This window comes from Thalassoglobus sp. JC818, from assembly GCF_040717535.1.
Taxonomy (GTDB): Bacteria; Planctomycetota; Planctomycetia; order Planctomycetales; family Planctomycetaceae; genus Thalassoglobus.
Genome location: NZ_JBFEFI010000002.1, coordinates 304,187 through 318,182, shown reverse-complemented (window position 1 = coordinate 318,182; position 13,996 = coordinate 304,187). Strand labels below are relative to the sequence as shown.

At 53.1% G+C, this 13,996-nt stretch carries 10 protein-coding genes; 8 read left to right on the top strand and 2 right to left on the bottom strand.

Annotated features, from left to right (window positions below; translation table 11 throughout):
* Positions 1-18 precede the first annotated feature (18 nt).
* Positions 19-2,868: a c-type cytochrome domain-containing protein gene (locus AB1L42_RS05695; protein ID WP_367052296.1), complete on the top strand. Its 2,850-nt coding sequence runs from the start codon at positions 19-21 to the stop codon at positions 2,866-2,868.
* Positions 2,869-2,898: 30 nt separating this feature from the next.
* Positions 2,899-3,993: a mandelate racemase/muconate lactonizing enzyme family protein gene (locus AB1L42_RS05690; RefSeq protein WP_367052294.1), complete on the top strand. Its 1,095-nt coding sequence runs from the start codon at positions 2,899-2,901 to the stop codon at positions 3,991-3,993.
* Here the strand turns inward: AB1L42_RS05690 and AB1L42_RS05685 are convergent.
* Complete coding sequence (locus AB1L42_RS05685) at positions 3,973-4,425, bottom strand: 3-hydroxyacyl-ACP dehydratase FabZ family protein (RefSeq protein ID WP_367052292.1); 453 nt, start codon at positions 4,423-4,425, stop codon at positions 3,973-3,975. The genes AB1L42_RS05690 and AB1L42_RS05685 overlap by 21 nt on opposite strands.
* 57 nt (positions 4,426-4,482) lie before the next feature.
* Here AB1L42_RS05685 and AB1L42_RS05680 point away from each other — a divergent pair, with 57 nt between their 5' ends.
* From AB1L42_RS05680 to AB1L42_RS05670, 3 genes are all read left to right on the top strand, one after another.
* On the top strand, positions 4,483-4,797 hold the full coding sequence (locus tag AB1L42_RS05680) for a hypothetical protein (RefSeq protein WP_367052290.1): 315 nt from the start codon (positions 4,483-4,485) through the stop codon (positions 4,795-4,797).
* 251 nt (positions 4,798-5,048) lie between these two features.
* Complete coding sequence (gene glgB, locus AB1L42_RS05675; protein WP_367052288.1) at positions 5,049-6,923, top strand: 1,4-alpha-glucan branching protein GlgB; 1,875 nt, start codon at positions 5,049-5,051, stop codon at positions 6,921-6,923.
* Between the two features lie 225 nt (positions 6,924-7,148).
* Positions 7,149-8,357: a trypsin-like peptidase domain-containing protein gene (locus AB1L42_RS05670; RefSeq protein WP_367052286.1), complete on the top strand. Its 1,209-nt coding sequence runs from the start codon at positions 7,149-7,151 to the stop codon at positions 8,355-8,357.
* Positions 8,358-8,373: 16 nt separating this feature from the next.
* Here AB1L42_RS05670 and AB1L42_RS05665 read toward each other — a convergent pair whose 3' ends face one another.
* Positions 8,374-8,754: an SET domain-containing protein gene (locus tag AB1L42_RS05665; RefSeq protein ID WP_367052284.1), complete on the bottom strand. Its 381-nt coding sequence runs from the start codon at positions 8,752-8,754 to the stop codon at positions 8,374-8,376.
* A gap of 253 nt (positions 8,755-9,007) precedes the next feature.
* On the opposite strand from AB1L42_RS05665, the gene glnD reads away from it, so the two are divergent.
* Genes glnD through AB1L42_RS05650 form a run of 3 tightly spaced genes read left to right on the top strand, consistent with a single transcriptional unit; the run spans position 9,008 to position 13,993 of the window.
* Complete coding sequence (gene glnD, locus AB1L42_RS05660; protein WP_367052282.1) at positions 9,008-11,701, top strand: [protein-PII] uridylyltransferase; 2,694 nt, start codon at positions 9,008-9,010, stop codon at positions 11,699-11,701.
* Between the two features lie 4 nt (positions 11,702-11,705).
* Complete coding sequence (locus AB1L42_RS05655) at positions 11,706-12,854, top strand: glycosyltransferase family 4 protein (RefSeq protein ID WP_367052280.1); 1,149 nt, start codon at positions 11,706-11,708, stop codon at positions 12,852-12,854.
* Positions 12,851-13,993 carry a DUF3524 domain-containing protein gene (locus tag AB1L42_RS05650; RefSeq protein WP_367052278.1) on the top strand — a complete coding sequence of 381 codons (1,143 nt, stop codon included), beginning with the start codon at positions 12,851-12,853 and terminating at the stop codon, positions 13,991-13,993. Before AB1L42_RS05655 ends, AB1L42_RS05650 begins: the two co-directional genes overlap by 4 nt.
* Positions 13,994-13,996: the final 3 nt, after the last annotated feature.

Genomic DNA, 13,996 nt, shown 5'->3' with positions numbered 1-13,996 from the left:
CGAACTGAGATTCTGACAATGCGTGCGATGCTCATCGTTTGGCTGTTACTTGCTCCTGCATTTTCGATTGTTGCAGAAGAGGGAATCACTCCGGTCGAGCCTGATCTGAATCGTGAAATCGATTTCTACCGCGACATTTATCCGATTCTCGAAAACAAATGCCTGGCGTGTCATAGTTCTGCGGTGGCAGAAAACGATCTCATTCTCGAAAATGCTGAAGCAATCCTGAAAGGAGGCATCAGTGGTGAAGCTGTCATTGCTGGAGAACCTGACGAGAGTTATCTCTATCGCGTGGCTGCTCGTGTTGACGAACCTGTCATGCCACCATTGCCGAATAAGGCTCAAGCGAAAGCGCTGACGCCGCAGGAACTGGGTCTGCTCCGCAAGTGGATCGAAGAAGGAGCCCGAGCGGGGGAACGGCACGTTGAGACCACACTTGCGTGGCAACCGATCCCCGAGACTTTCAAAGCGGTTTACAGCCTCGCTCTCGATCCGAACCGTCAGTTCATTTTCGCAGGGCGTGGTAATCGAATTTTTGTCTACGACATCCTCACCGGTCAGCAAGTCGGCCGATTTAGCGATCCTGCACTTCAGTCCATTCAATCGGTAGATGGCCCACTCTATGGGCCCGGTGTTGCGCATCGTGACTTCGTTCATTCGTTGGCGATCAACGCCGATGGTAGCCGTCTGGCTTCGGGTGGATTTCGCGTCGTAAAAATCTGGGACCGGGAAGCCCCGCAGGAACTTTGGAGCCACAAGTTCGACCCCGGCGTTTCTCAGGCCGCCAATGACTGCAATGGGTCTCGTTCCGCTTTCCTCTTAGCAGACGGAGCGATTTCGATCTGGGATCTGGCCAATAACGCGACTATCGGAACCATCCCTCAGCAAGGAGAGCGACTGACATCCATCGCATTCGGAGCAGACTCTCAAACGTTAATCGGGGGAGGTGAATCCGGAACGATCGTCTTCATCAATCTCTCTGATCTGACAATCGCCCCAGGTCTCAAGACGGAATCAGCGATTCTGAGAGTCGGGTATTCTCCGGCGAAGCAGCAAGTGATCACTGCTCATGCCGACAACGTGATCCGAGTCTGGACATCGGAAGTCGCCGGTCAGGGACTGCCTGAAGGAGAACTAATTCCTGCGCCGGTTCATGCACTTCAGGGACACACTTCCCCAGTTCATCATCTGGAACTCGACTCCGACGGCAAGACGCTGTTGACCGGAGCCGAAGACGGAAATGTACGGCTTTGGGATTTGGAAACCGGTCAGCAAATCTCCTCGCAAAGCGTGGACGCTCCACTCACTGATATCGCCATCGCCTCGAACGGACAACTCTTCGCAGCCAGCGGAACCAATGGAATCACGCGAGTCTGGAATCGCGGTGGCGAAAAACTCTCCGACATCAGCGGCAACCAGGAGCTGACAACGAAGCAGACGAAAACAACAGAAGATCAAGCAGTTGCCAAAGCTCAGCTCGACATTGCAGAAAAAGCATTGGCAGATACACAGAAGGATCTTGCGGACCGGGAACAATCACTCAAGCAGGCACAAGAAGAGAAAGAGAAGGCCGACAAAGACCTCGCCGAAAAGCAGGCAGCTCTTGACGCCGCTCAGAAGACAGCCGATGAAGCCAATCAAAAACTCGCCGAGAAACCAGAAGATGAAGCTTTGAAGAAACAGGTCGAGGAGACCGGCAAAGCATTGAAGACTGCACAGGACAATCAACAAGCTTCGAAAGATGCTGTCGACTCTGCGGTGCGAGCAATTGAGCTTTCAGAACAGTCTGTGCAACTTGGAAAGAATCAGGTCGCCGGGCGCCAAGAACAAAAAGAGCAAGCTGCCTCCAAGCTTCAACAAGCAGATACTTCACTTTCAGAAGCTCAGGCAGCTGTCGCCGCCTTTCAGTCTTCGCCGCAATCGATTGTGTTCGATGAGGATGGGCACCGCATCATCACTGGCGGCGTCGCTCAGCCAACTCAAATCTGGAATGCTTCAACGGGCCAGGGATTGGGATTCGTTCCGATTCCGTTGAATGACCTCGTCTCGACTCAATGGACTGCTTCAAGATCGTTGCAGACAGTCTCATCCGACGGATCTGTCCGAACGTGGGACGTCACTCCCCGGTGGAAGTTGAGTCGGGTCTTGGGAGTCGAAGGCGACTCCCCCTTAAATGTGTCGCAGTCAGCGTTTCAGGATCGTGTGATGGCTTTAGCCTTTCATCCTGATGGAGAAACCTTAGCGACTGGGGGCGGAGAGCCGTCTCGCAGCGGAGAGCTGCAATTCTGGAACACGACAACGGGAGAGAAGATCCGCACGCTCGAAGATGCTCACAGCGATGCTGTTACCGATCTGGAATTCTCTCGGTCGGGGGAGAAACTCGTTTCCGGCGCAACGGACAAATTTGTCAAAGTGTTCCGTGTGGGTGATGGATCGCTCGTCCGTTCTTACGAAGGACACACCGACCATGTGCTGGGCGTGGCATTCAAAGCAGATGAAAGCCGTCTGGCCAGCAGCGGGGCTGATCTCGCGATCAAGATCTGGAATGCTGAAACTGGTGAGCAAGTGCGAACAATTTCAAACTATGCGAAACAGGTGACGTCGATCCAATTCGTCGGGATCTCCGATAACCTGATCAGCTGTAGCGGCGACCAAAGTGCCAAATTCCACACTGCTGAGAATGGACGCAATTTTCGCACGTTCGGCGGTGCTCAAGACTACCTGTATACCGTCCTCTCGACTGACGATGAATCATTGGTCATCGCTGCCGGAGAAGATGGAATCGTTCGAGTTTGGAACGGAAAAGACGGGGCCTTGCTGCAATCGTTTTCTCCCCCTGCTCCATCGTCTGAAACTGTTCAGAAGTAAAAGCCCCAGTCATTTCCCCAGACCAGTTCAATGAGAATTCATTCGGTCGAAGCTTGTCAGCCGATTACAGAGAATTCGCCACCCGACTGGCGAACATCGTTCGGCCAGATTCTCGTAGCTGTGACTGCCGAAGATGGAACGAAAGGATATGGAGTCGGCGGAGGAGGACTTTCGGGACTCCATATTGTCAACGCGCTCTTTCGAGAGCAGTTGATCGGCCGGGAAGTGGAACCGATCGAATCAACGTGGAAGCTGTTGCACAAGTCTCTATTGACGGTGGGGCAGTCTGGCATCGGCATGATGGCTTTAAGCGCAGTCGACCTGGCGTTGTGGGACTTGCGAGGGCATTTGAATCGTCAGCCGGTTGCTCGATTGCTCTCTCCACAATGCGATCTCGATGCACCGCTCCCAACTTACCAGACAGTTTGGGGAGAAGCCCCCGAAGAGGTTCGTCGAGCTTCAGCTGGTGTCAAATTGCATCTCGGAACGAATGGCAAGAGAGATGAGCCTCTTCGCGACTGGCTCCCCAGATGGATCGAATCAACGCGCACAGCGAGAGAGATCATCGGCCCGGATCGGGACTTAATGGTTGATGCGTGGATGAGTTGGGATGTCGAGACCGCACTCGCTTTCGCGAATGAAGTGTCCGACTTGAATCTTGCGTGGCTTGAAGAACCTCTCCCGCTGGATGATCACGAAGGTTACGCCAGGCTTCGCGATGAGTGCCCCATCACAATTAGCGGTGGAGAACATCTCTATTCCCTCGCAGAATTTGAAGCTTCTTTGCAGAGGGGTGACTATCAGCTTCTTCAACCGGATGTCTGCTGGATGGGTGGTCTCACTCCACTTCTGCAATTGGTTGAAATCGCTGATGATCGACGGGTTCAAATCGTTCCGCATCGGGGATGCGAAGTCTGGGCGCTGCACGCGATCGCCGCTCTTCCTATCAATCGGCTTGCAGAATCGGGCCGTCCGTGGATGCAATGGGTGGTCGGCCAACCTGAAATCGAGCAGGGAACAATCCGAATCACCGAATCGCCCGGCTTCGGAGTTCATTGTGATCCCAACGCTCTAAACGTTCGCGAGGTCGTGAGAAGCGATCAATCAGGATGTCTTGGCAAGTGAACAGGCAAACTCCAGGCGGACGGTCACCTTTCCGTCGACGGAAACTTTGCCTTGCAGGAAGTAGGCATTCGAGAGTTGCTCGGTCAGCGTCACTTCAATATCCAACGTCTGACCGGGGTGGACCATCTTCCGAAACTGAACATTGTTGAGGCGGGTCACAACGGGCACGTCTTCTGTCTCTCCGTCCATGAATTGGGCGATCAACACAGCCCCAGCCTGAAAAGCTGCTTCGCACTGAAGCACTCCCGGGAGAACCGGAAACGAAGGATAGTGTCCCCGAAAAACGTCGAGATCCTCATCGACGACTTTCTGAGCATGAATCCTGGACTCATCCATCTCGACGACTTTGTCGAGCCATAAGAACGGATCACGATGAGGAATCAGCTTCTGAATTCCATCGCGGTCAAGGCTTCGGGAGTCTGAATCGGTCATTGCCGAAGTACTTTCTGTCACACAGCCAAAATGCGTTCTAAGATCTGCCGGCATCGAGTGGCGAAGCCTTTCCTCGCAGGCAGCAGAGTCGTCGCGAACACGTCGACTCCGTCTCTCGATATCGTTTCGGATCGTAGACGAGGCGTCACGAATGAACAACTCGCGATCGACACCAACATGCTGCGGACGAGCTTGTTCCAGTTGGTCCCACGAGTGCGACGGTTGGTTTTCGCAGTCTGCTTCTCAGTCGTTCAATCAGTCGTTCAATCAGTCGTTGATTCGAAGAGGCCAATCGATCAAACCGTCGCGGATGCCGTCTTTGTGGGAGCAAACGCACTGAAGACACGAATTGCACCACTTGGGAATGACTGATACTATCGCGAGCAATTGACGCTATGGAATTGGTGACCATCGACGTTACGTGTCAGCACGGCGTTGTTACGGTAGATCAACAATTTTATGTTCGTTGAAATGACCATATAAGAATTGACAGCTTGACTTGTTCAGGGTGTCTGTCACAGATCCGCACTGAACTTTCTCAATTCAGGAGAACTGAGAAACACCTCGACGGATCGGAACAGGACCCCGGACGATCGTTACTGAGAATCCGAGCGAGGCTGGGAATGAACTGTACAGCGTACGATTGGCTTGGAGCCCACATCATTGATGATGGTCAGACATCCGGCACCCGCTTCGCGGTCTGGGCACCGAACGCTCAGGAAGTCTGCGTCCTCAGTGATCGAAACGGATGGAAACACGGCGCTTTCTATTTGAATTCGAGCGACTCGGGCATCTGGAGCGGATTCGTTCCGGGCATGGAATCGGGAGAAGCCTACAAGTACAGCCTGCGCCTGCAATCCGGGCAGATTATTGAGAAGTCCGATCCATACGCGTTCTATGCAGAAATCCCTCCCAAGACAGCTTCCATCATCTACGACCTCGATACATATCAGTGGAGCGATGAGTCATGGATGAACGAACGCCGCCAGAAGAACTGGTTCTCCGCCCCAATCAATGTCTATGAAGTCCACTTGGGCTCATGGAAGCGACCCGGCGATGATCGAAAGTACTTCAGCTACCGAGAACTCGCTGACCGATTGATTGAATATGCGTCCGACATGGGCTTCACGCATCTGCAGTTGATGCCCATCACAGAGTTCCCGTTTGATGGATCATGGGGCTATCAGTCAACCGGCTATTTCGCACCAACAAGTCGGTATGGAACGCCGATTGACTTCATGTCATTCGTGAACCGTTGCCATCAAGCTGGCATCGGAGTGTTGATCGACTGGGTTCCGGGCCACTTCCCGACCGATGGTCACGGATTAGGCCAGTTTGATGGAACTTCGCTGTACGAACACCAGGACTCCCGACTCGGATTCCATCCGGACTGGAACACCTACATTTTCAACTATGGGCGCACTGAAGTCCGTGACTTCCTGCTCTCGAGTGCTCGTTTCTGGTGTGAGAAATACCACGTCGACGGACTTCGAGTCGACGCAGTCGCATCGATGTTGTATCTCGACTATTCCCGAGAAGACGGGGAGTGGATTCCGAACAAATACGGCGGACGCGAAAACCTGGAAGCCATCCAGTTCCTCAAAGACTTTAACACCTCGCTCCACGGAGAATTCCCCGGTATTCTTACAATCGCCGAAGAATCAACCGCATGGCCAGCAGTGAGTCGCCCGGTGTACGACGGAGGGCTGGGATTCAGCCTGAAGTGGGACATGGGCTGGATGAACGACACGCTCAAGTACATGCAGCTCGACCCCATTCACCGGCGGCATCATCAGAACCAACTTTCATTCCGGTCCCTGTATGGGTTTACCGAGAACTTCATGCTGCCGCTGTCGCATGATGAAGTTGTGCATGGAAAGCGGTCTCTCATTTCTCAAATGCCGGGCGATCAATGGCAGCAGTTCGCGAACTTGCGGCTTCTTCTTGGCTATCAGGGAACGACTCCGGGCAAGAAATTGCTGTTCATGGGCGGCGAGTTTGGTCAGTGGACTGAGTGGAACCACGACACTCAACTCGACTGGGCACTTCTGGAATTCGACACGCACGGCGGCGTCAAGCGGTTCGTTCACGACTTAAATCATCTCGTGATCAAGCATCCCGCATTGCATGAACTGGATCATCAACCTGAAGGATTCTCCTGGATTCAGGCAGATGACGCAGCGAATAGCGTTTTCGTGTTCGCCCGATATTCGTCAGAAGGTCAAGAAGCTCTGATCGTCGTCATGAATATGACCCCTGTTCCGCGCGAGGGTTATCGCGTGGGAGTACCACGTTCCGGGTTCTACAAGGAACTGCTCAACAGCGACGCCAAACTTTATGGCGGGACGGATGTCGGCAACGGAGGAGGCGTTGAGTCTGAGGCAGTCTCGATGCACGGAATGGCAGACAGTATTCAACTCACCCTGCCACCTCTCGGAATGCTGATTATGCGTGCTGAACCGACTCGAAAAGAGGCTGCGAAGCCGAAAAAGGCATAACCTCAGACAGGACCTCGGCCCCTGACTGAAGATCCGATTTCCAAAATCGCTGGCGACTGGTCCGTCGACAGCGATCGAACCGGCTTACGATCTTCGCCTCTGACGATCGCTGACCTCAAGTAGCGAACACATCGGACTTGACCTCTGCGGCGGGATCGCATTATCCCATAAACTGTCTGGGAAGAAGTCACCGTTTTCTCGATGAGACTGAATTGGAGAGAGAAGATGAGAACACGTATCGACATTCTTTTCATCCTGGTTTGCATGGCGTTCACAACGACCTCGATGTCCTCCCTCTTCGGTCAGGATGCGCTCACTGTTCCGCAGCAAAAACCGGGGACAACGCAGAACGCTCAGCCTCCAGCGAATTTGTCTTCGCCGGAAGTTCTTGTTCGAGACCGTCAAAAGAACGCAATCGGCGTCGCACCTGACTTCTACGGAACTGACGGGCTGACACCGGACGAAGCCATCAACGTCGCAGTTTATGAGAACTGCAATCGCAGCGTCGTCAACATCTCAACACTCGGTCTCCGCTCGGATCGCTTCTTCATGAGATCGACGGAAGAAGGAAATGGTTCCGGGGCTGTGATCGACGCAAAGGGACATATTCTGACTAACTTTCACGTCATCGAGCGTGCCCAGCATGTCAACGTCACCCTGTACAACGAGGAAACTTACCCCGCCACACTCGTCGGCGCTGACCCCGTCAACGACATCGCCGTCATCAAAATCGAAGCTCCTGCTGAGGAACTGTTTCCAGTTTCGATGGGAGACTCAAGCACTTTGAGAGTGGGAATGCGAGTCTTTGCTCTCGGAAACCCCTTCGGTCTTGAACGGACAATGAGCCAGGGCATGATTTCCAGCTTGAATCGAACACTCGAAGTGCAGCGCAACTGGATTATCAAGTCGATCATTCAGATTGATGCTGCCATCAACCCAGGCAACTCAGGCGGTCCGCTCATCGACACTCACGGTCGACTCGTCGGAATGAACACCGCCATCGCAAGTCGTGTCGAACAAAGCGCAGGAATTGGATTCGCCATTCCGGTCAATTTGATTCGCCGGGTGGTCCCTGAATTGATCAAGCACGGCCGCGTGATTCGAGGTGAGATTGGAATCACTCACGTGACCGTCACCGATCAAGGTTTACGTGTCTCACGCCTCACAGAAGGTGGCCCCGCAGAGAAAGCAGGAGTCCGAGGTCCAGCGGTTTCTCGCAGAGGACCTGTGATTCTGGTCGATCGATCCGCAGCTGATGTCATTATCGCAGTGAATCAGCAACCAGTCGCCACCGCTGCCGAGTTTCTCGGATTGATCGAGAGCAAGAAGCCGGGTGATGTCGTGACGCTAACGATCCTCCGCAACAAATCGATTCACGAAATCGCAGTGACACTCGGAGGAGATGTCCGCAACACAGACGGCTTTGGGATCTAACCCATGATCTGGATGCCTACACAACGTCGAAATCGAGCTCTTCCTGATTCTCCGGGTCGCCGTTGTAGTTGACGGTGATTTCTTCGCCCTGCTTGATGTTTTTGATCGCCGAAAAGACTTTCGTCTGCCGTCCTTCGTCGTCATACCGAGCGTTCGGCTTGTAGCTGTGGTTGTACATCGAACCGTACCCGAGCGCGATGCCGACTTTCTTCTCAGTCAGGGTGAATGCGTAATCCGCAAGCTCGGAGTCTGCGATTTCGTCCCATGTGACGATCAGAACGGGAACTCGCTCGATGATCTCGCCCTTTTTGATCGATTTCTTGGCGAAAACTCCGCGTCCCCGCTTCGGCGATTTCTTGATCTCGATCAGTTCAGAATGTTCAAAACGTGCCGCCATGGTGGTGTTCTTCTCCTCGAACGGTTCAACTCGCGACGTATCATCATGAAAAACGTCCCTAAATCAAGGAAGTGGGTAGTCGGCAGTCCAACTCCCCGGCAAAATGCCAGAACATCTGTTCTCATTTCCAAACTGAGTTCGAAACCTCTGAATCGTCGATGACCGCAATTTCAGGCGATTCGAAGTCTGTTTCCGGACAGCGCTCAACACGTGCGAACAGTACAAACTCCTTTTGATACCAGTCGAATTTGATATGTCGCCAGGGACACCTCCTACCTTTCAGCAGATTGACGCTCTCAAGAAGCGGGTCATTGAAATCCGGGACAAGGCTCAATCGCTTTTTGATTCAGGAGCACAAGGTCTGCAGATTGCGGGCTTCCTCAGCGAGTCGTTCGATGACTTTCTCGTGAATCTCGCGGATAACAAACTCAAAGAATTCCCTGAAGAGATTCAGCGAAAGCTTCTCCAGGATGGAGCCATCGTCGCGATTGGGGGAACGGGCCGCGGAGACATGGCCCCGTACTCCGACATCGATTTGCTCTTCCTGCACGAGCGAGGAACAGATCCCGCGTTCTTCGAATTCGTCGCTCAGTACGTGCAGAGTTGCTGGGACGCCAAGATTCAAATCGGGAATTCCACACGCGACATAACGACCTGTCTCGCATTTGCCCGACAAGATCCCCAGATCGCTACCCCACTTGTCGAAGCCCGTTGGTTGTGGGGAAACGAACGGCTCATCGAAAAGCTGCAAACTCAGTTCAAACAGCGAGTCTTGTTCTCGCGTCGCAAGAAGTTCATCGACGATTGCATCGCTGCCCGGGAAGTCGGTTGGTCGGAATACGGACCGCCCGCCCAGGAACTGGAGCCGGACATCAAGACGTCTTCCGGTGGCTTACGTGATCTTCATCTGATTCGATGGATCGGGTTCGCCCGTTATGGCGTCAAAGACATCGACTCTCTTCGACTCAAAGGGGCCATCACCAAGTCCGATGCCAGACGATTGAAAGCCGCCTGGGAATTTCTCACCCGACTGCGAATCGACCTTCATCTCTCCGCTGGCAAGGAACACGATCGACTCACCAGAGATGAACAACTTCGCATCGCTGACGAGCGGAACTACGACTCTCAGAACGGTCAACGACCGGTCGAGATTTTCATGCAGGAATACTTCCACCACAGCTCAGAGCTAGCAGCGATCACTCGACGGTTTGTGGCAATGGAACGTCCTCGTTCAATTGCCGAGAGAACGCGAGATATCGTCGTCGGCCATCGTGCAGAAGGGATGTTTTTCGTCAGCTCCGATCGAATCGAAGTCGCCGACCGGCACATGAAATCCGTCTGTGGAAGCCTGGAGTCGATGCTCCACCTCTACAAAGCGGCCGCACTTTATAATGTGCTCCCCTCTCCCAAAGTTGCAGAAGCAATTAAAAAGAATCTTCCAGAGTCGCCCGCAGAACTCTCACCTCGGGCTGCGAAAACGATGGTCGAGATCTTTCAATGTACGTCCGCACTGGGGCCCATCCTGCGGAGCATGTTTCAAACGCGACTGCTCGATGTCGTCATCCCGCAAGTCACACATATCCGCAATCTCCTGCAGTTCAATCAGTATCATCACTTCACCGTTGATGAACACACACTACGCGCCATCGAAAACGCAACTCGCTTCGAGCGCAACGACGGCCCTGCCGGAATTGCTTATCAGGAAATCCGTCATAAAGAAGTGCTGCATCTCGCAGTTCTTCTTCACGACATCGGAAAAGGGATGAACACCGATCACAGCGTGATCGGTGCAGAAATTGCGATCGACGTCGGCAAGCGGCTTCACATGCCCGACTATCAAATCGAACAGATGTCTTTGCTCGTGCGGCAACATCTCGTGATGGCTGACCTCGCATTCCGCCGCGACATTACAGACCAACAGTTAATCTTAAATTTCAGCCGGGAGATTGGATCTCCCGATGTCCTAAAGATGCTCTATACATTAACAATCGCTGACGTCTCAGCAGTCGGTCCGGGGACGTGGAACACGTGGAAAGAGAATCTCCTCACAGAACTTTATGATCGTTGCCTCGTGATCTTAAGTGGCAAACGGTACTCGTACCACGAGCAACAGCGAATCGCAGCAGTTAAAGAATCAGTGCGAACCATTCTTCAGGACCGCAAAGTCAGCTCCGATGCAGCTGGTCGCATCAGCCAACTGCTCACCGGATTCTCGGCTTATTACCTTACCTGCACCCCCGCTCAGCAAATCGCGGATGACCTTCAGGTGATTGTCAGTCTGGATGACGAACGAGTCGAGGTGATCGCCAGTTGGGACGCGGCCACGGGCTCGATGGAATATCGAGTGATGACCGCGAACGACACGATTCAAGCGGACTGCTTCCACAAGATGACGGGAGTCCTCACTGCGAAACGTCTCGCAATCATCTCCGCAGACATTAACACAACAACAAACGGTGTCGTGGTCGACAGCTTCCGCGTGATCGATTCCGACTTCGACGGAGAACCACCTCGAAGCCGGGTCGCTGAGGTTGCTCAACTATTGCGTAAAGTCCTCTGGAAAGAGATTACCGTGGAAGAACTCTTCCGCATGAACCGTCGATTCGGAGCCTCTCCCCCATCGGAACCTGCCTCCGGACTGACCGACCGAGTCAACATCGACAACGACTCTTCCGACTCCCGAACGATTATTGACGTCTTCGCAGCAGACCGCCCTGGGCTGTTATACACCTTAACTCGGGCGCTCTATCAAATGGATGTTTCTATTAACATGGCGAAGATCTCGACCCACTTCGATCAGATTGTGGATGTCTTCTACGTTCAGGAACAAAACCGGACGCGCCTGCGAGGAGAAGAGAGGCTTCGCCAAGTGCGGGAAGGCCTCATGGAAGCAGTCCACAACTTTCGGCAGCAGGACTATCGACAGTTCGAAAAACCTTCGAAGTAGTTGAATGCATCCCCACTCCATGCGCATCGCACTTCTTTTCGAATACTCCACGATCAACGGCGGCGAAAACTCTATCCTGGCTGTCGTTGATGAAGTTCAGCGAGCAGATACAGAGTTCGTCGCGATTCTCATTCAGCCCGGTCCGCTGGAGCAGCAGCTTCGAGACCGGGACATCCCCGTCCATCGAATTGACGAGGCAGCTGATTCACGAACGAAACTCACCAATGATGGGCTACTGAGTCACATTCGTGATGTCATTCGTCATGAGAAAGTTGACCTGATCCATGCCAACAGCATGATGATGAGTCGCCGCCTCGGTCAGATTGCGAGCGAACTCCCGGTCCCGACAGCTGGTCACATTCGCGACATCATGAATGTCTCTCAAGCAACGATTCGCGATCTCTCACTCAACCAGTCTCTCATTGCGGTTTCAAGTGCTGTTCGTGAGCACTGGCGAACAAAAGGGATTCCAGAACAGCAAATTCGAACAATCTATAACGGAATCAACTTCGACCAGTTTGAGCACGAAGAATCTTCGAATAGATTTCGACAACGATACCATCTCCCGGAAGATGTCTTTCTCGTCGCTGTGATCGGTCAGATCTGCCTTCGAAAAGGACAGGACGAAGCAGTCGAAGCCTTTTCACGAATTGGCCGTCGATACCCGAACGTACACTTCCTGCTCGTCGGTAAACGTCACTCGCAGAAACGTGAAACGATCGACTTCGATGAGCGTCTCGATCAGATCGTCAAAGAAGCTGGCTTGTCCGATCGATTCCACCGACTCGGATTCTGTGACGAGATCCCGCAACTACTCAATGAAATTGACCTGCTGGTTCACCCTGCCCGGCAAGAACCACTCGGACGTGTCCTGCTTGAGGCAGCAGCGAGTGGAGTTCCCATCGTTGCAACTCGTGTGGGAGGGACAGAAGAAATCCTGACACACAATCAGTCAGCGCTTCTCGTCGATCCTGGAAACGTCGATCAACTCACAGAAGCGTTGGCTCAACTTTACGAAGACTCCGAACTTCGAATCCAACTCCAGTCAGCCGCTCAGCAGTCAGTCCGAGAACGGTTCGATATCACGCTTCGTGCTGCTGAAACTGTTCAATTCTGGAAGGACGTCCTCCACCATTCGCGAGAGTTCAATTGACCAAGGGAAAGCAGCTAAAGATCCTGGCACTGAACCCATTTCATGGTGGGAGTCATCGTGCTTTTCTTGACGGTTGGAGAGAGCGAAGCCGCCATCAATTTACAGTTCTGACGCTTCCTCCGACTCATTGGAAATGGAGAATGCGGCACGCTGCTGCTTCGTTTGCATTCGAAGTCAATGCTCTCCAAGACCGAGACTGGGACATCGTCTTTGCCACAGACATGTGCAACTTGTCCGAATTTAAAGGTTTGGTTCGCAAAGACGTCGCTGAGCTTCCTTCAGTCATTTATTTCCATGAAAACCAGTTCTCGTACCCATCGCGAGGGGATGCGGATTCCATTCAGCGCGACTTGCATTTCGCGATGACGAATCTCGTCTCTGTTCTCTCTGCAGATGCCGTCTGGTTCAACTCAGACTTCCACCGGCAAACTTTGTTCTCCGAGATCGATTCATTTCTCAAGAGTGCTCCGCGACTGGCACCTGCTGACGATGCAAGATGGCAGCAGTCACTGAACTCTTGCCAAGTCGCTTCGGAAGTTCACTCGCCGGGAATTGATCCAATCGCATTGCAAACAGCCAACGAGGGGCCGATTCGGATTCTCTGGGCTGCGCGCTGGGAACATGACAAGAACCCGCAGCAGTTTTTCGAAGCGATCGATCTGCTGAAAGCCGTCGGTGTCGAATTTCGCTTGAGCGTTGTCGGAGAGTCTTTTCGCGAAGTTCCGCAGTGCTTTGAAGAGGCAGCGAAGCGGTTTTCAGATCACATCGATCACTGGGGATATGCCAAATCCGCCGAAGAGTATCGAGGAATTCTGGCGTCTGCTGATCTTATCGTCTCCACAGCGATTCATGAGTTCTTTGGAATCGCAGTCGTCGAAGCGATGTCGGCGGGTTGCTTGCCGGTCTTTCCCGATCGATTGTCGTACCCGGAACTGGTCAATCGAGACACAACGTATTTGTACGACGGAACCACCCAGGCGCTGGCTGATACAATCAAAGCTTGGTCTGAATTGCAAACATCAGACCCAGGCCAGTTTCGTTCACGACAGGCTGAAGCGAGTGAACTTGCCTCCCGGTTCGCTTGGCATATTCGAGCAGAGGAAATGGACGATCGCCTTGAGCAAATTGTCGACGGTTAGACC

Bases quoted from the DNA above. Each gene is read 5' to 3' on its own strand.
- AB1L42_RS05670 (WP_367052286.1), top strand. From the start codon at position 7,149: ATGAGAACACGTATCGACATTCTTTTCATCCTGGTTTGCATGGCGTTC.
- AB1L42_RS05690 (WP_367052294.1), top strand. From the start codon at position 2,899: ATGAGAATTCATTCGGTCGAAGCTTGTCAGCCGATTACAGAGAATTCG.
- AB1L42_RS05695 (WP_367052296.1), top strand. From the start codon at position 19: ATGCGTGCGATGCTCATCGTTTGGCTGTTACTTGCTCCTGCATTTTCG.
- AB1L42_RS05665 (WP_367052284.1), bottom strand. From the start codon at position 8,754: ATGGCGGCACGTTTTGAACATTCTGAACTGATCGAGATCAAGAAATCG.
- glgB (WP_367052288.1), top strand. From the start codon at position 5,049: ATGAACTGTACAGCGTACGATTGGCTTGGAGCCCACATCATTGATGAT.
- AB1L42_RS05655 (WP_367052280.1), top strand. From the start codon at position 11,706: ATGCATCCCCACTCCATGCGCATCGCACTTCTTTTCGAATACTCCACG.
- glnD (WP_367052282.1), top strand. From the start codon at position 9,008: ATGTCGCCAGGGACACCTCCTACCTTTCAGCAGATTGACGCTCTCAAG.
- AB1L42_RS05685 (WP_367052292.1), bottom strand. From the start codon at position 4,425: ATGACCGATTCAGACTCCCGAAGCCTTGACCGCGATGGAATTCAGAAG.